General features: G+C 72.8%; 14 protein-coding genes. 2 read left to right on the top strand and 12 right to left on the bottom strand.

Features of this window, described 5'->3' with window-relative positions:
- Positions 1-14 precede the first annotated feature (14 nt).
- Entirely contained in the window at positions 15-446 is a 432-nt protein-coding gene (locus ABZ297_RS09110; RefSeq protein ID WP_355341822.1) for a MarR family transcriptional regulator, read from the top strand.
- Here the strand turns inward: ABZ297_RS09110 and ABZ297_RS09105 are convergent.
- The 12 genes from ABZ297_RS09105 to ABZ297_RS09050 all read right to left on the bottom strand — a co-directional run bounded on the left by ABZ297_RS09105 (position 443) and on the right by ABZ297_RS09050 (position 10,676).
- Entirely contained in the window at positions 443-1,378 is a 936-nt protein-coding gene (locus tag ABZ297_RS09105) for a hypothetical protein (protein ID WP_355341819.1), read from the bottom strand. The genes ABZ297_RS09110 and ABZ297_RS09105 overlap by 4 nt on opposite strands.
- Complete coding sequence (locus ABZ297_RS09100) at positions 1,375-1,983, bottom strand: hypothetical protein (RefSeq protein ID WP_355341817.1); 609 nt, start codon at positions 1,981-1,983, stop codon at positions 1,375-1,377. Before ABZ297_RS09100 ends, ABZ297_RS09105 begins: the two co-directional genes overlap by 4 nt.
- On the bottom strand, positions 1,980-4,697 hold the full coding sequence (locus tag ABZ297_RS09095; RefSeq protein WP_355341814.1) for a BTAD domain-containing putative transcriptional regulator: 2,718 nt from the start codon (positions 4,695-4,697) through the stop codon (positions 1,980-1,982). The genes ABZ297_RS09100 and ABZ297_RS09095 overlap by 4 nt, the downstream gene beginning before the upstream one ends.
- A gap of 75 nt (positions 4,698-4,772) precedes the next feature.
- A complete protein-coding gene (locus tag ABZ297_RS09090) occupies positions 4,773-5,195 on the bottom strand; it encodes a flp pilus-assembly TadE/G-like family protein (RefSeq protein ID WP_355341811.1) in 423 nt (140 codons plus the stop codon).
- Positions 5,192-5,584 carry a TadE family protein gene (locus ABZ297_RS09085; protein WP_355341808.1) on the bottom strand — a complete coding sequence of 131 codons (393 nt, stop codon included), beginning with the start codon at positions 5,582-5,584 and terminating at the stop codon, positions 5,192-5,194. Before ABZ297_RS09085 ends, ABZ297_RS09090 begins: the two co-directional genes overlap by 4 nt.
- A complete protein-coding gene (locus ABZ297_RS09080) occupies positions 5,581-5,979 on the bottom strand; it encodes a TadE family protein (protein ID WP_355341805.1) in 399 nt (132 codons plus the stop codon). Before ABZ297_RS09080 ends, ABZ297_RS09085 begins: the two co-directional genes overlap by 4 nt.
- A 47-nt stretch (positions 5,980-6,026) precedes the next feature.
- Positions 6,027-6,248 (bottom strand): hypothetical protein, encoded by a 222-nt coding sequence (locus ABZ297_RS09075; protein ID WP_355341802.1) that lies wholly within the window; start codon positions 6,246-6,248, stop codon positions 6,027-6,029.
- The gene (locus ABZ297_RS09070) at positions 6,245-7,168 is read right to left on the bottom strand and encodes a type II secretion system F family protein (protein WP_355341799.1); all 924 of its coding nucleotides are present in this window, start codon (positions 7,166-7,168) and stop codon (positions 6,245-6,247) included. The genes ABZ297_RS09075 and ABZ297_RS09070 overlap by 4 nt, the downstream gene beginning before the upstream one ends.
- A complete protein-coding gene (locus ABZ297_RS09065) occupies positions 7,161-8,003 on the bottom strand; it encodes a type II secretion system F family protein (RefSeq protein ID WP_355341797.1) in 843 nt (280 codons plus the stop codon). Before ABZ297_RS09065 ends, ABZ297_RS09070 begins: the two co-directional genes overlap by 8 nt.
- Before the next feature lie 3 nt (positions 8,004-8,006).
- Complete coding sequence (locus tag ABZ297_RS09060) at positions 8,007-9,302, bottom strand: ATPase, T2SS/T4P/T4SS family (RefSeq protein WP_355341794.1); 1,296 nt, start codon at positions 9,300-9,302, stop codon at positions 8,007-8,009.
- Entirely contained in the window at positions 9,299-10,015 is a 717-nt protein-coding gene (locus tag ABZ297_RS09055) for a hypothetical protein (protein ID WP_355341792.1), read from the bottom strand. Before ABZ297_RS09055 ends, ABZ297_RS09060 begins: the two co-directional genes overlap by 4 nt.
- A gap of 1 nt (position 10,016) precedes the next feature.
- The gene (locus ABZ297_RS09050) at positions 10,017-10,676 is read right to left on the bottom strand and encodes a hypothetical protein (protein WP_355341789.1); all 660 of its coding nucleotides are present in this window, start codon (positions 10,674-10,676) and stop codon (positions 10,017-10,019) included.
- A 504-nt stretch (positions 10,677-11,180) separates the two neighbouring features.
- On the opposite strand from ABZ297_RS09050, the gene ABZ297_RS09045 reads away from it, so the two are divergent.
- Positions 11,181-15,914 carry an FtsK/SpoIIIE domain-containing protein gene (locus ABZ297_RS09045; RefSeq protein ID WP_355341786.1) on the top strand — a complete coding sequence of 1,578 codons (4,734 nt, stop codon included), beginning with the start codon at positions 11,181-11,183 and terminating at the stop codon, positions 15,912-15,914.
- Positions 15,915-15,998: the final 84 nt, after the last annotated feature.

Below are 15,998 nucleotides of genomic sequence, written 5' to 3'. Positions count from 1 at the left end.
GAGGAAGGTGTCACATGCCCCTAGCCGACGACGCCGTCGAGGCGCGCGCCCAGGGCTGGCGCACCCTCGCCGCGCTGCATGCGAAGATCGAGGACCGCCTGGAGAAGGAGCTGCAGAAGGCGCACGGGCTGAGCGTGAGCGAGTACACCGTGCTCGACGTCCTCAACAGGCAGGACGGCTGGCACATGCGCATGCAGCAGCTCGCCCGCGCGGTCGTGCTCAGCCAGAGCGCCACCACCCGGCTCGTCACCCGGCTGGAGAACCGCGAGCTGCTGTCGAGATACCTGTGCGAGGACGACCGCAGGGGGATCTACACCGAGGTCACCCCGGCGGGCCGCGAGCTGTTGGCCCAGGCGGGCCCCACGCACGACACGGTGCTCAAGGAGGTGCTGGCGGAGGCGGCAGGACAGCCGGAACTCGCCCCGCTCGCCGCGGTCATCGCCTAGGGCGTCTTGACGTTGCTCTGCACCTCGCCGACCGGAACGTCCCGGGTGGTGCTCGCCTGCGCGGGAGCGAACTGGACCGGCACCGCGTTGCCGGCCACCTGGACCGGCCAGACCGTGGTCACGGTGAGCTGGTACACCTCGCGCGGCTGGTCGATCGAGGCGCGCAGGTAGCGCACGCCGCAGGCGAACGCGCCACCCGTGACGTACGGCTTGCCGGACGCGCCGCACCCGTCCTGGCGCACCTCGGCCCGGTCGGCGGCGGTGCCCGCATCGATCTTGATGTCCTGCCGCGTGGCCACCACGGTCGCGCTCATCACGCCGGGAATCGTGGCGGTGACCGTGCGCCGGGTCTGGCCGGCGTCGTCGAGCCAGACCCAGGTCGGCAGGTTCACGTAGCTCTTGGCGTCGGGGCTCAGCTTCAGCTGCGGCTCGGGCACGGTCAGCGCCGCCCTGGCGATCTCGGCCAGCTCCTGGATCGTGATGCCGGACGGCGGGGTGGTGCCGGGCGGCACGAAGACGAACGGGTCCAGGCTGCCGAAGCACGCCTCGCCCTTGGGGTCGGACGCGTTGTAGGCCGGCCCCCACCAGCGCCCCGGCTTGCCGATCTTGTCCTTGAACTGCTGGATGAACTTCTGGAAGCCCTCCTCGGTGGCGTTCTTGGTGAACTTGAACCAGAAGTCGCGCAGCCCCTCCTGCGTCTTGAGCATCTCGGCGGCGTCGGCGCCCGGCTCGTACCAGCAGGGACGCTTGAGCTGGTAGCCGTCGCTCCTACCGCCCTTGGCCCCGTCGCCGGTGATCACGATCTTCGAGAAGGCCAGCTCAACGCCCTTGGTGTTGCCGTTCTCGAAGCCCTTGCCGTGGACCACCCCGTCGCTGGGGGGCGGGTCGAGCAGCAGCAGCCCCGCCGCCAGCACGTGGAGCAGGCTCTTCATCGGGGGCACCCTTCCTTGTCGTTGAGGAACGTCCTGATGCGCCAGGTGCCCTGGTCGTCGCGGTGCGCTATCACGGCCTGCAGGAAGGGCTTGCGAGGCCAGGTCGACGGCTTCTTGACGACCTGGCCCTCGGCAGAGAGCAGGCTCAGGCCGGTCTCGTCCACGCAGGTGTTGACCTGCGCGCCCTTGCCGTAGGTCGCCTTGACGCGGATGTCGTACAGGCGGGTGACGCCCTTCATGGACCAGCCCTTGTCGGTGAAGAGCCGCACCCACCTGTCGGCCTCGGGCATCGCCGACAGCTCCAGGTTGTCCCCGAAGTCGCCGTCGCCGAGGACGACCGCCTTCCACGACTCCACGTAGTAGTCGACGAAGAGCCTCAGCAGCGGGTCGCGACGTTCGGGCCAGTCGACCTGGATCCGCAGCTGCCGGCCGACGCTGATCGTCCCGTCGCCGGGGGTCTCGGTGGGCGTGCTGCGCGCCGCGGTCTTCTCCTGGCTGGGCGCGGCGGCGGCCGGCGTGTACACCCGCTCGGGCGCTCCCCCGCCGCAACCGGCCAGCAGGACGAGCGCCCCCAGCCCCGCAACGAGCACTGGTGTCCGTTTCATGCCGTTGACTCCCTGACTACGTGGATGCGCCACGACGGGAGGAGCTCGTCGATCAGCGCCTCGGTCTCCGGGGCCGGCCCGCCTCCGTACGGATGGGAGGCGGCCCTGCGGGTCAGCGCCTCGATGACCGCGCGCAGCCGCGCCAGGTCGCGGGTGGCGTGCGTGGCCCGCAGCAGGTCGCGCCAGAGCCCCTCGTCGTCGGTGGCCAGCAGCAGCGCGGCCCTGATGGCGGCCACCGCGGCGTCCGGCTCGCCCTGCGCCAGCCGGATCTCACACAGGCGGTGCGCGGCGTCGGCGACCCCGGCCGCGACGTCGTACTCCAGGTCGTCGGCCGCCAGCCAGGCGTACCTGCCGGGCGTACGCCCGGCCAGCAGCGGCCCCCTGACCAGGCCGAGCGCCTTCTCCAGCAGAACGGCACGCGCCGTGGGGTCGCCGTGCGAGCGGCGCACCAGCTCACGGAAGAGCGCCCAGTCGGTACGCACCCGCGGGCCGAGCCTGAGCCTGCCCGCCTCGTCGGTGCGCAGATGCTCCCTGCCCAGCCAGTCGGCGACCCTGGCGATCGTGGCGTCCCTGACCATGTCCTGGACGCCGCGCGGCCAGAGCACGCCGCCGAGCACGACCGGGTGCACGCCGCCGGGATGGGTGGCCAGGTAGACCAGCATCTCCTTGGCGAGCGCCATGCGGCCCTCCTCCAGCGGGGCGAGGCCGACGACCTCGATCCGGCCGAGCATCCTGATCTCGACCGCGGGCGGGTGCAGCTCGTCCAGCGGCTCCGGGTCGAGGATCACCTCGCCGTCGAACTGGTCAGCCGTGTGGAAGAGGTCCACCAGCGCCTTGTAGTGGCGGCGCGGGAGCAACTGAGCGGTCACCTCGAAGCCCAGCTCGGCGATCTTGGCCTTGCCGTCGTCAGTGATCTCCAGGGTCCAGGTGGCCTGCGGGACCTCACCGGTCACGACATATCCGGCGGTGTCCTTGCGGGCGAGCAGGGCCAGGCGGCGGGCCTCCTCGTGGGTCGGCGCCACCGCCGACAGCAGGTAGTGGGCGTCACGCGGGCTCCCGTGGACGCGTCCCGTCATGACCTCCTGGCGAGGCGCCGCGGCGGCCTCCAGCTCCGGCAGCACCTCGGCCAGCCCGCCCACGGCCCTGATCCGGTCGGGGGCGATCGCGGTCAGCTCCTCACCGAAGCCGACGAGGGTGATCCGCATCCCGTCGGACCAGCGGTTGGTGGCCAGCTCGACGGCGAGCGCCGCCAGCGCGGCCGTGGTCTGCGGGCCGCGGACGTTGATCAGACCCTGCGCGGCCTCCAGGTCGATCAGCACCCGTCCGCCCGCGTCCGTGCCGATCGACACCAGCCCCGGGTACGGCGCGCCACCCGGCTGCTCCTCCAGCAGGCGGCCCTCGTGCGCGGGCAGCCGCCACACCTGGCCGCCGTCCTGGGCGATCCAGGGGGCGGGCGGGTCCTCCTCCGGCGGGTGGACCCAGAGGTCCAGCGTGCGCGGCGACAGATGGGCGGCGTAGACCGTCGGCGGGGTGCGGCCCTGCTCGGCCAGCCCGGCGCCGAGCAGCCGCAGGCCCACGTCCAGGATGCGGGCGCCGGGAGCGTCGGCGCCCAGCCTGAGCGCGACCTCGGCCATGGCCGCGTCGTCACGCGGACGGGCCAGCCGGCGGCCGAACGCGCGCCGCCAGAGCTGCCTGCGCCGCCGCCCGGACAGCGCGGCCAGCAGCCCGGCCGCGGCCAGCGACGCCGCCGCCAGGTAGTCGACGAGGTCCAGCCCCTCGCTCTGCGCGGGCTGCTCCCGCGCCGCCGTCGTCTCGGCCCGCGGCTCGTGCCTCTGCTCGCCCTGCTGCCGAACGCCCTGCTCCTGCTCGGCGTGCCTGCGGACCTCGTCGACGGCCTCCTTGTGCTGGGACGGCCTGGCGGGGTGCTCCTTCAGCGTCTGCGCCCGCGCCTGCGTCACCGGGACGATGTGCGCGTTGCGCGCGTCGTCGGGCATGTCGAGCACCCAGCCCGGCCTGATCAGGTCGGCCATCCGCAGGCGGGAGCCGTCGGGCTGCTCCTTGTACTGGTTGAGCCGGTAGATCTCGGGATATCGCCGCCCGTCGCCGAGGCACTTCTCGGCGATCTCCCACAGGCTCTCGTGGTGCCGCCCGTGCGGCGGCTGCACCACGTACACCTTCTTCGTCCGGTTCGCGTCGGCGACCTGCTCCACGATCGGCGCGGAGAACGCGACCGCCGTCATGGGCGGCGCGGCGGGCGGCGGCGCGGCCAGCCTGGCCACCGGGACGACCACCGCCCCCGCCGTGAACAGCAGCAGCACGGCCGAGACGAGCTTGTTCGCCAGCGCCTGCGTCCCGCCGGAGAACGGCACCCTGGCCGGCATGCCGACCCGGCGCACCCCCGCGTACACCTCGACCATCACGCACGCGAAGAGCTGGAACCAGGCCAGCCAGACGAGCAGCACCAGCACGGCCATGATCGTGCTCGGCCCGACGTGGCTGGTCAGCAGGTTCAGGTCGAGCAGTTCGGGAGAGAGCGGCGGCCCGACGAACGTCAGCAGCGCGTACGGCACGCCGCCCACGAGCGCGACCAGCACGACGAGCGCGGCGAGCCCGGCGCCCACGTCACCGGCGGTGCGCCTGGCCGGGATGCGCGCGTGCGCCCGTCTCGGCGCACGCGACCGCCCGCCCGGAGGCACGGGCTCTCGCGTCGGCATCGGCTCTCCTTCCTCGGATCCAGCGTGCTGTGCGGCCGGCACCCGCATCCAGCGGGTGACCTGATCAGGTATGGCTCATCTCGCCTCGGGCCCGGCCGTGGCCCGCCCCTCCATCTCCGAGCCGGGGAAGCCGAGGGCTCCCAGGAACAGGGCGTTCCACCGCACCTTCACGGCGACGGTCACCTCGGCCCCGCCGCCGGCCACCGTGCAGTCGCCTCTGGTCACGTCCGTGCCGGCCAGGGCGGTGACGATCTCGTCGGCCCTGGCGCAGACCTGGCCCTCGTCCAGCAGCCGGACCTGCCCGGTTCTGCGCAGCTGGGCCTCGTCGATCCTGTCGGCTCCGGCCCGCGCCGCCTGCTCGGCGATGTCGGCGGCGCGCAGCCGGGCGTTGATGGCCGCGCCGCCGTCGACGAGCAGGCCGGCCAGCAGGAACACGACCACCGAGAACAGGACGGTGAAGACCGACATGGACCCCCGCTCGGCGCGGGCGCCGCTCATTCGACCCTCCTGAACTGCTCCAGCGGGACCACCGAGGTGCCGCGCAGCTGCTTGGTGCCGCCGAAGCCGAGGAAGCCGAGGTCCAGCTCGCAGGTCACCTCGGCCTGCACCTGGCCGCCCTCCTGCCACTTCGACCCGTCCAGGGAGACCTGCGGCGACGTGCAGTTCCCCTGCAGGCTCTCCTTGACGCTGTTCTCGGCGGCCTGGCCCGCGGCGTCGAAGGTCCGCTGCACCGAGGCCGCCCGCGCGGCGTCGCGCGCCGCGCCGTTCACCTCGCCCTGCGCCTCCACCAGCCGCCCGGCGCCCGCCAGGAACATCAGGAAGAGCAGGAACACGGGCGCCAGCAGCACGGTCTCCACCGCCATCGAGCCCCGGTCCGGACGCTTCACCGGCAGTCGTCCCCTCCGTTGTCGGGCCGGAAGCACTCCACCGGACCGCCCGAGGTGGCGGTGATGGTGAAGGCGAGCTCCGGCAGCAGGGGGATGACCTGCACCGCGCTGCCCGTCACCGTGACCCAGCGCTCGTCGGGGTCCTTCGTGGTCACCGTCGCCTCCGCATCGGACAGGAGCCGGGGGCCGATGGCCTGGATGACGTCCTTGGCCTTCGTCCTGGCTGAGTCCTCCCAGGCCGTCGAGTCGAAAGGTGCAGATCTGGCCACCCTGGCGGCCTCCCGGGCGGCGGCCTCCGCCACCTGGCGGCCGTGGAACCAGAGCGCGACCTGCACGATGAGCAGCACGACGGCGAGGATGACCGGCATCAGCAGCGCCAGCTCGACGACCGTCACGCCACGTTCACTACGACCCCTGGTACGGCCACAGGGGCGGGAAAGGTTCACGTGTTCCCGCTGCCGCCGCCGAAGCTGTTCTGGATGTCGCCCTGCTTCTGCTCCACAAGGGTTTTGATCAGCGTGGCCAGGCCCAGCGCGACCCCGGCGATGATGGCGGTGATGATGACCCACTCGACGGCCGACGCGCCCCGGGTGGGTGCGGTGCGTGCCCGGTGGATGCGCACGCTCAGGAGTGCCTGCAGGTAGACGATCCAGGGATGGTTCATGAGGACCCCAACATCTTCATAGCGGCGGGAAAACTGAGAAAGATCACGAAACCGGCGCAGAGCAGGAGCTGGGCGACGAGCATCGACTGCGAGCGCTCGCCCGCCTTCCCCTCGATCTCGGCCAGCTCCCGGCGGCGCAGCGTGGCGGCCCTGGCGGTGAGCGAGGCGCGCACCTTCGCACCGTCGTCGGCGACCAGGCCCAGGGCGGCCGACAGGTCGCGCAGCTCGTCCACGTTGATCTCGTCGCCGAGCTGGCCGAGCGCCTGCCAGGGGGTGATGCCGACGATCCTGGCCCCGCTCAGCGCCTCGCGGATGCGCGACATCGCCCAGTTGGGCTGGTCGCCGCTGACCGAGACGGCCATCATCAGCGCTTCAGGGACGCCCCTGCCGCCCGCCAGGTTCATCGAGACCAGGTCGAGGAAGGCGCCGACGACGTGCCTGAAGTCGCGCCGCCTGGCCGCGGCGTCGCGGCGTACCTGGAGGTCGGGGAGGAAGAAGAAGGCGATCGACGCGGCCACGGCCGCCCAGAACGGGATCGCGTACGAGGTGCCCCACTCCATCAGGGCCAGCCAGCCGATCAGGACGGGGAAGGCGAGCAGCCCGGCCGCCGCCAGCAGCGCCTTCGTGGCCAGGAAGCCCTCGAACGACCGCCCGACCAGCGCCAGGTCGGCCCTGACCGACCTGACCTCCCAGCCGCGTGCGGCGTAGAAGCGGGCCAGCCTGGCGCCCAGGCCCCGGCGAAAGGCGCTGACCTCCTCGTCGGGCAGCACGAGTTGGATGCGGGGAGCGTCGGTGTCGCCCCGGACGGACTCGATCGCGAGCAGCCGCGCCACCAGCCCCGGCCTGGCCGGGAAGAGCGCCCGCAGCAGCAGGAACAGCCCGAGCCCGAGCGTGACGCCCGCGAGTACCGCCTCAACCATCGCCGCCTCCGACGAGCAGTCGTGTGGGCTTGTCGAACCTGGCCAGCCTGCGCATCCAGGCGAATCCGGCGCCGAACAGGCCGGCCACGACGACGAGCACCGCCTGTCCGAGCACGCTGCCGTACTCGCTGACGTAGGACGGGTTGAACACCACGAGCAGCCCGGCGAAGACCAGCGCGGTGATCACCACGATCTGCACGCTGCGCCGGGTGGAGCGCCGCTCGGCCTCGACGCGGCGGCGCATGTCCAGCTCCTCACGGGCCGAGACGGCCAGCGCCCCGAGCACGTCGCGCAGGCCGGGGCCGCGCAGCCGGGAGTTGAGTATCAGCGCCGCCACCACCAGGTCGGCGGACGGGTCGTCGAGCTCGTCGGCGAACAGCGAGAGCGCGTCGGGCAGCGCCATCCGGGTGTGCAGCCGGTCGACCAGGGCGCGCAGGTGCGGCCTGAGCATGGGCGCGGCGGCCCTGATCGAGGACGGGATGGCCTGTTCGAGCCCGGCCGCGCCGGCGATCGTGTCGCGCAGCGACTCGGTCCAGGCCGCCAGCCCTTCGAGCCTGCGCATCGCGGCGCGTTCCTCGGCCGCTCCGCCCGACAGGCCGCGCCAGGCGAAGACCAGCAGCACCGTGCCGACGGCCACGACCGGCCAGCCGGTGACCACCAGCACGAGGATGGCGGCCACCGCGGCGATCGCGGTGCGGGTCGTGAGCATCTTGACCAGGTGCCGCTTGGGCTGGGACGGCCTGGGGCGCATGCCGTACAGCGACAGGAAGAGCAGGAACAGGCCGCCACCCGCGGCGGCGCCGGGCAGGATGGCCAGCGGCTCGAAGTCGATCATGCCTCACCAGCCTCCCGGCAGGTAGCCGTGCGCGGCGAGCTCGTCCATGCAGGAGACCGGCGCGTGCGGGACGGCGGCGCCGTCGGGGCCCGGCACGAACACCTCGCTCGACAGGACCCGGCCATCGCAGCCGTTGACCTCGCGGATGCTGGAGACGTACCGGCGCAGGGTGCCGCCGCGCCCGTAGTCGTTGCGCTTCTCGATGAAGACGACGAAGTCGATCGCGCCCGCGATGAGCATGTGGGTGGCGTCGATCGGGAGGCGCTCGGCGGCCTGCAGGGCGTAGGTGGCGATGCGGTTGAAGACCTCCATGCTGGAGTTCGCGTGGATGGTCGACAGCGAGCCGTCGTTGCCCTGGGTCATCGCGTTGAGCATGGTGACGATCTCGTCGCCGAGGACCTCGCCGACGATGACCCGGCTCGGGTTCATCCGGAGGGACCTCCTGACCAGCTCGGCCATGCTGATCTCGCCCTGGCCCTCGGAGTTCGGCAGCCGCTGCTCGAAGGCGACGACGTTGGGGTGCAGCTCGGGGAACTGGTCGAGGCCGAGTTCGAGGGCGCGTTCGACGGTGATCAGGCGCTCGCCGGCCGGGATCTCGTTGGCGAGGGCTCTGAGCAGGGTCGTCTTGCCCGCGTTGGTGGATCCGGCGATCATGATGTTCTTGCGGGCGCCGACCGCCGCGCTCAGAAACCTGCCAATTTCCGGACTTATCGTGTTGTTACCGACCAGATCCGACATGAGGACCTTGCCGAGGCGGGCGCGGCGGATCGACACGGCCGGCCTGACCGTGACGTCCATGACCGCGCTGAGCCGCGAGCCGTCGGGCAGGCGCAGGTCCAGCTGGGGGTTGGCGGTGTCGAACGGCCTGCTCGACAGGCCCGAGTACGCCGCCAGGATCTGGATCAGCTCGATCAGCTCGTCGTCGGACTCCGCCACCGGTTCGTGCGGCACCTCCTGGCCGTCGGCGTAGCTCACGAAGACCCGGTCGCAGCCGTTGATGTCGATGTTCTCGACCTCGGCGTCGTCGAGCAGCGGCTGGAGGCGTCCGACGCCGAACAGCGCGGCGTGGATGCCCGCCGCCAGCCCCTCCTCCTCTTCCACCGTGGGAGGGGTGCGGCCGAGGCCGATCTCGCTGCGCGCGTGCTCCTCCAGCACTTGCGAGATCAGCGCCCTGGCGAACTGGCGCTCGTCCTCGCCGGTCATCGCGGGGACGCCGTTGGCCTGGTCCAGCCTGCGCTGGTGGGCCAGGCGGTCGCCGACCTCCTGGCGGAAGCGCTTGACGAGGGTGTGGTCGATCATCGGTTGGTCACCAGCCGTCCCGCGAGGTCGCGTGCCGTACGGATCAGGAGAGAACGGTCGAGACGCCCGCCCCACTGGCCGCGCAGCAGCTCGGCGCCCTTCGGATCGTGCGCGAGGCCGTGCACCCAGTCGACGGTGCCGCCGACGATCCTGCGGACGTCGTCGATCGAGGAGCGGTAGTTGCGCGGGTCGGCGATCACCACGACTCCGTGCGCCTTCGTGATCGCCAGGCGTTCGCGCAGGTGGGCGACGTGGTCGAGGGTGGGCCTGGTGAGCAGGACGACCTGCTCGGCCTCCGCCATCAGGTCGCCGAGCTGGGGGTGGCCGCCGAGCCTGCCGCAGTCGGCGATCACGTCCGCGCCGGGGATCGCCGCCAGTGACCTGCCCAGCGGGCCCCACAGCCAGGTCAGCCCGGCCGCCTGCTCACCGTGGGTCAGCCCGGCCAGCACGTCCAGGCCGCCGACGATCTTCTGCGTGTGCGGGTGGATCTGCGCGGGCTCCAGCCCGCGCCGGGCCGTCGCGCCCAGTGTGAGCAGGCCCTTGCCCGGGTTCAGCACGCCGCCGTCGGCGGCGGGCAGGCGGTAGGCGAGGTCGCCGCCCGCGGGGTCGCACTCGGCGAGCAGCACCGGCCTCGGCCACACCGCCGCCAGCGCGGTCGCGGCCGTGGTCACCCCCGGGGCGCCCTTGTCGGCCGCCAGCACGATCAGCGCCACGTCAGCGCGCTCCCGGCAGCTCGGCCACCGCGATCTCGCCGCTGGAGGCGAACCCGGCGACCTCCGGCGACACCGACGAGTCGACGATCACGGTGATCACGCCGCTGCCGCCCGTCCGGCCGGGCTCGCCGACGTCGAAGACGAGCGCGCTCTCCGCGAGCACCTCGCTCTTCTCCTGGCTGCTCCGCCCCGGGACGTGGATGACCTGGACCCGGTCGCCCTCCTTCAGCCCCGCTGGAGCCTGCCCCGGTTTGAGCGCCAGCCCGATCTTGGCCTTGCCGGGGCCGAGCTCCTGGCTGGCCCTGACGCCCATCTCGTTGGTGAGCAGCGTGCCCGGCAACACGGTGACCGCGGCGAAGCTCCTGAGGACGTTCGCCCGCTGTGACCAGCTCACGTAGTTGATCCCGGTGTCGGCGATCTGCACCTCCTCGATGGACTGGGCCGTGAACGGCTGGCCGGCGCCGACCTGCTGGGTGACCCTGATCGCGGAGATCCGGTCGCCGCTGCGCAGCACAAGCAGCGTCGTGGCGAGTGCGCCGCCGAGGATGAGGAGTACGGCGAGAGCGGCCAGGGCAGGCTTCCGCTCGCGGGGCGGGACGGGAAGCTTGCGGGAGGCCGGGCCGGACAACCCGTTGGCGACGGGCTTTTCGCTGGTCCTCATGGGTGGGGGGCTCCCATTGTGAATTGTGGAATTCACGCCATTATGTGCATCCGGCTGCCTGGTTGGGGGTCGAATGCGAGGACCCATGCTCGTTTCGCAGGTGGGCGGATGTCAACTCGAAATAATCAATGCCTATTGTTTCTATCAAGTTGACGGCCACGGATTTTTCGGGATATGTGCCACTGGGCTAACATGTGACACACCTTGCACTCAGATTGGCGGATTCGGCTGTCTGAAACCCGGTCAATGGGTGTGCCCGACGTCCGCCATAATCCCCCACAAAGCACGTCCTTATTACCCGTGCACCCCTGTGAACCGCCCGCTCCTTCCGAAGGCGCGTCGCATCAATCGCCATGAATCCGCCGGAATCCCAACCTTCGGCACGGGTGTGGTGGCAGCGTTATCCACAGGCGTGGCTTTCTCGTGCCATTGCCGTCAAGCGGCGCGCCTAGTCTCGCTTCTGGCATTACTTTGGTCGCGCGAGGCCCCACCGAGGAGCGGCACATGCGAATCATGCTCACCGTGCTCGGCGAGCAAGGCGATCGCGACGTCGTGGTCGACGGCGACGAGGGCGCCACGGTCGCCGCGGTCACCTCCGCGCTCGGCCACCAGGAACGGCTCGCCGAGGTGGTCCGGCTGCCCAGAGCCAGGGCTCCCTACGGCATGTCGCCACCGGATCCGGCGTCGCCGTCCGCGCACCTCGGGCGCGTGCAGGAGGCGGCCGAGCCGCGCGTGCGGGAGGCGGCCGAGTCGCGCGTGCCTCGGCAGCGCGGGGCCGAGGCTCCCGGGCTCTGGCGCAACGGCCGCGCCCTCGACCCGCGCGCCCCGGCCGGGGCGGTGCTGCGCGACGGCGACAAGGTCACCCTCGACCCCCGCCTCGCCAGGGCCACCGTGATCGAGGAGCCCGGCGGGGTGGCCGAGGTGCGGGTCGTCGGCGGCCCGGCCGCGGGCACGGTGCACAGGCTCGGGCTGGGCGTGCACGTCGTCGGGTCCGACCCGATGTGCGCGATCTCCGTGGCCGACCCGCTGCTGGCCCCCGAGTCCGCGACCCTGCGCGTGACCCCCGACTCGATCACCGTCGAACCCGCCCGCCGGGCGGCGCCGGGCCAGGCCCCGAGGCTCAAGCTCAAGGGGCGGTGGGCCGACGAGGTCGCCGAGCTGACGGCCCAGGTCGCCGAGCGGGAGGCGGCCGCGCGCGCGGGCGCGTCCTACGAGGGGCCCGAGCTGGCGGGGCAGCCCCTCACCGAGCCCCGCGACTGGCCCGAGCACGCGCTGCTGACCTGCGGATCGTCCGTGTTCACGCTCACCGCGATCGAGCCGCGCGACGCGCACCTCGCGCCCGGGCAGGACGGCGGGGTCTCCTACAACCGGCCGCCCAGGCTGCGCCGTCCCGAGCCTGAGCGCGCGTTCGAGAAGCCGCAGGAGCCGCAGCGGGGCGAGGGGATGCGGCTGCAACTGCTGGCCGCGTTCCTGCCCGCGCTGCTCGGCCTGACGCTGGCCTACGTCCTGCACCAGTGGTACTTCCTGCTCATGGCCCTGATGACCCCGGTCATCATGATCGGCCAGTGGCTGAGCGACCGCCGCCACGGCAAGAAGAAGCACCGGCAGGCGCTCAAGGAGTACAGGCGGCGGCTGGCGGCGTACGAGGAGGCCGTCGAGCGGGCCAGGGCCGAAGACGAGCTGCTTCGCCGGTCCGACGCCCCCGACCCGGCCCAGGTGCTGCTCACCGCCACCGGGCCGCGCAGGCGGCTGTGGGAGCGCCGGATCCACGACCCCGACTCGCTCAGGCTCCGGGTGGGGCTGGCCGACCTGCCCGCCAACCTGGAGCTGACCGAGGAGCGCGGCGGCCCGCTCCCCCCTCCGGCCTGCCGTGCCGTGCCGGTGGCGCTGGCCATGCGCAGGCTCGGCGTCGCGGGCGTCACCGGCCCTCGCGACATCGCCACGGGGCTGGCGGGCTGGCTGATCGGCCAGGCGGCGACCCTGCACAGCCCGCGCGACCTGGCGATCGTGGTGCTGTCCACCCGCGCCGACGCCGAGCGCCGCTGGGGCTGGGTGCGCTGGCTGCCGCACTGCGCGCCGCGGGCCGGGGAAGACTGCGTGGCACTGGTCGGCACCGGCCCGGAGACCGCCGCCCGCAGGGTGAGCGAGCTGGCCGCGCTGATCGACGAGCGGCAGAAGACCGCCATCCCGGAACTCGGCAAGATCCCCAAGGGCTGGCACGATCTGGGCGGAGCCGAGCCTCCCGCCTTCTCCCGCTACGACGTCCGGCCCTACGACGTGCTCGTCGTCATCGACGGCGCGCAGGCCCTGCGCGGCCTGCCCGGCATGCCGCAGGTGCTGCGCAAGGGGCCGCACGCGGGCGTCTTCACGCTGGCGCTCGACGACGACCAGCGGCTGCTGCCCGAAGAGTGCGCCACGGTCGCCGACTGCGGCGACGACGGCCAGGTACGGCTGCGCGGCGGCGGCCTCGACGCCATCGGGCCGGTCCTGGCCGACCTGGTGGCACCGTCCTGGTGCGACCGGCTGGCCAGGGCGCTCGCCCCGATCCGCGACGTGAGCAGGGATGACCCGTCCGGCAACCTGCCCGACGCGGTGCGGCTGCTCGACCTGCTCGGGCTGCGCGCCGCGTCCGGCCGCGAGCTGGCCTCCCGGTGGCGCGCCCGCGGGTCCACCGAAGCGGTGATCGGGGTCGGCCCCGACGGCCCGTTCTCGGTCGATCTCCGGCTCGACGGCCCCCACGGGCTGATCGCGGGCACGACGGGCGCGGGCAAGTCCGAGCTGCTGCAGACGCTGATCTCCACGCTGGCCGTCGCCAACCGTCCCGACCAGCTCACCTTCGTGCTGATCGACTACAAGGGCGGCGCCGCGTTCAAGGAGTGCGTCCGGCTGCCGCACACGGTCGGCATGGTCACCGACCTCGACGGCCACCTCACCCAGCGGGCCCTCGACTCGCTGGCGGCCGAGATCCGGCGGCGGGAGCGGCTGCTGCTCGCCGCCGGAGCCAAGGACATCGACGACTACACCGGCGGCCCGTTACCGCGCCTGGTGTTGATCATCGACGAGTTCGCGGCGCTGGTGGCCGAACTCCCCGACTTCGTCACCGGCCTGGTCGACATCGCCCGCAGGGGCCGTTCGCTGGGCATCCACCTCATCCTGGCCACCCAGCGTCCCGCCGGAGTGGTGACGGCCGACATCCAGGCCAACACCTCGCTCCGCATCGCGCTCAGGGTCACCGAGACCAACGAGTCGACGGACGTCATCGACCTGCCGGACGCGGCGCACATCGCCAAGTCCACACCCGGGCGGTGCTACGTCAGGTCCGGCGTGGGCGCGGCCACCGCCGTCCAGACGGCCCGGGTTGGGGGCCGCGCCCCGGCGTCCGCCCCGCTCGGCGGCGGCCCGTCCGCGGCCGGGGCGCTCTCAGCGGTCGGCGCCGCGGGGGCGGCCGGGCGCGTGCGGGTGGTCGACGTCGACTGGCGGTCACTCGGCCGGGCGCTCCCCGCGCCTCCGGAACCCTCGGAAGAGTCGACCGTCACCGACCTCACCATCCTCGCTGACGCCCTCATCGAGGCCGCCGACCTGGCCGGAGTCCCCAAGCAGCCGAGCCCCTGGCTCGACCCCCTGCCCACCCAGCTCGTCCTCCCCCTCCCTCCATCCCACCCAGCCCTCGCCCGCGCCGGCGCGTCCGGCTCCTACGCCATCAACCCGGCGCCGTTGCCGTTCGGGGTGATGGATCGGCCGTGGGCGCAGGATCGCGCGCCGCTCGTGCTCGACCTGCCCCACGGCGGCCACCTGCTCATCGCCGGGGCGGCCCGCAGCGGCAGGTCCACCGCGCTGCGCACGATCGCGGGCGCCATCGCGGCGCATGCCTCCCCCGCCGACGTGCACGTCCACGCGATCGACTGCGGCTCCGGCGCGCTGCTTCCGCTGATGGCGCTGCCCCATTGCGGCGCGGTCGTCACCCGCGACCAGCTCGACCGCGTCGAGCGCCTGCTGGCCCGCCTGCGCGCTGAGGTGGGCCGCAGGCAGCAGCTTCTCGCGGAGGCCGGGCACGCCTCGCTGACCGAGTACCGGCAGGCCGGCAACCGCCTCCCCTGGCTGGTGCTGATGCTCGACCGCTGGGAGGGCTACGTGGCGGCCTTCGAAGGCTACGACTACGGCCGCCTCACCGAGGCCCTCCTGCAACTGCTGCGCGAGGGCCCGGCGGTGGGGCTGCGCGCGGTGGTCACCGGCGACCGGTCCTGCCTGCTGGGCCAGGTGTCGACCGTCTTCGACGACCGCCTGATCCTCCGCCTGGCCGACTCGTCCGACTACGGCCTGGCCAACTTCCCGATCAAGGAGCTGCCGTCGTTCATGCCGCCCGGGCGCGCCCTGTCGATGGGCGAGCACGGCATCGTCGAGAGCCAGATCGCCCTTCTCGCCGACGACCCCTCCGGGCCGGCTCAGGTGGCCGCACTCCAGTCCCTGGCCCGGGCCGCCAGCGCCGCGCCCGCGGGCGTCCGGCCCGCCGCCTCGGCCCCGGCCGGCTGGCGGTGGGAGGGAGAACCGCCCCTGCGGGTGGACGCCCTGCCGATGCGGATAACCGCGAGCCAGGCGTTCGACCTCGATCCCGGCTTCAGACCGCCCTCGCCGCTCTGGGCGCTCGTCGGCGCGGGCGGTGACGCGCTGACACCGATGGGGTTCGACCTGCTCGCGCAGGGGCCTGGCGCGGTGATCGCCGGTCCGGCCAGATCGGGGCGGTCGTCGGCGCTGCTCACCGCCGCGATGTCACTGATCTCCCAGGGAACACCGGTCGTCGCCGTGGCCCCCAGACGCAGCCCGTTGCGGCATCTGGAGGGCGCGCTCGCCGTGCTCGACGGTAACGACACCGGGCTGTCGGAGCTCGTCGCCGGGCAGGACCGTTACGTGGTGCTTGTCGACGACGCCGAGCTCATCAACCCTGACACACCGCTCGGGCAGGCGTTGGAGGAGGTGCTCCGGTCAGGAAGGGACGGTGAGCACGGGCTGATCATCGCGGGGGCCACCGGTGATCTGGCGACGGCCTACCGGGGGTTCGTGGCTGAGGCGCGCAAGTCGCGCACGGGGTTGCTCCTGTCCGTGCAGAGCCCCGCCGACGGCGACCTCTTCACCGTACGGCTGCCGCGCGGCTCCGTCGGCGGCCCGCCGGGGCGCGGCCTGCTCATCACAACAGGCACCATGACCCCGGTGCAGACCGCCCTCCCGAACCCGCCCGCCTGACCCGGTTGTCCCGACCGCCCGGCTCAGGCGGACGCGGGTGGGACGAGTCCGCACGGGTCGGGGTTGGTGGTACGGGGCGACGTG

The sequence above is a fragment of the Nonomuraea sp. NPDC005983 genome (assembly GCF_040614375.1).
Taxonomy (GTDB): domain Bacteria; phylum Actinomycetota; class Actinomycetes; order Streptosporangiales; family Streptosporangiaceae; genus Nonomuraea.
Note: the sequence above shows the minus strand (reverse complement) of the source record. Positions and strands in the feature narration are given on the sequence as shown.

Coding starts and splice junctions, on each gene's coding strand:
- ABZ297_RS09110 (WP_355341822.1), top strand. CDS start 15: ATGCCCCTAGCCGACGACGCCGTCGAGGCGCGCGCCCAGGGCTGGCGC.
- ABZ297_RS09105 (WP_355341819.1), bottom strand. CDS start 1,378: ATGAAGAGCCTGCTCCACGTGCTGGCGGCGGGGCTGCTGCTGCTCGAC.
- ABZ297_RS09100 (WP_355341817.1), bottom strand. CDS start 1,983: ATGAAACGGACACCAGTGCTCGTTGCGGGGCTGGGGGCGCTCGTCCTG.
- ABZ297_RS09095 (WP_355341814.1), bottom strand. CDS start 4,697: ATGCCGACGCGAGAGCCCGTGCCTCCGGGCGGGCGGTCGCGTGCGCCG.
- ABZ297_RS09090 (WP_355341811.1), bottom strand. CDS start 5,195: ATGAGCGGCGCCCGCGCCGAGCGGGGGTCCATGTCGGTCTTCACCGTC.
- ABZ297_RS09075 (WP_355341802.1), bottom strand. CDS start 6,248: ATGAACCATCCCTGGATCGTCTACCTGCAGGCACTCCTGAGCGTGCGC.
- ABZ297_RS09070 (WP_355341799.1), bottom strand. CDS start 7,168: ATGGTTGAGGCGGTACTCGCGGGCGTCACGCTCGGGCTCGGGCTGTTC.
- ABZ297_RS09065 (WP_355341797.1), bottom strand. CDS start 8,003: ATGATCGACTTCGAGCCGCTGGCCATCCTGCCCGGCGCCGCCGCGGGT.
- ABZ297_RS09060 (WP_355341794.1), bottom strand. CDS start 9,302: ATGATCGACCACACCCTCGTCAAGCGCTTCCGCCAGGAGGTCGGCGAC.
- ABZ297_RS09050 (WP_355341789.1), bottom strand. CDS start 10,676: ATGAGGACCAGCGAAAAGCCCGTCGCCAACGGGTTGTCCGGCCCGGCC.
- ABZ297_RS09045 (WP_355341786.1), top strand. CDS start 11,181: ATGCGAATCATGCTCACCGTGCTCGGCGAGCAAGGCGATCGCGACGTC.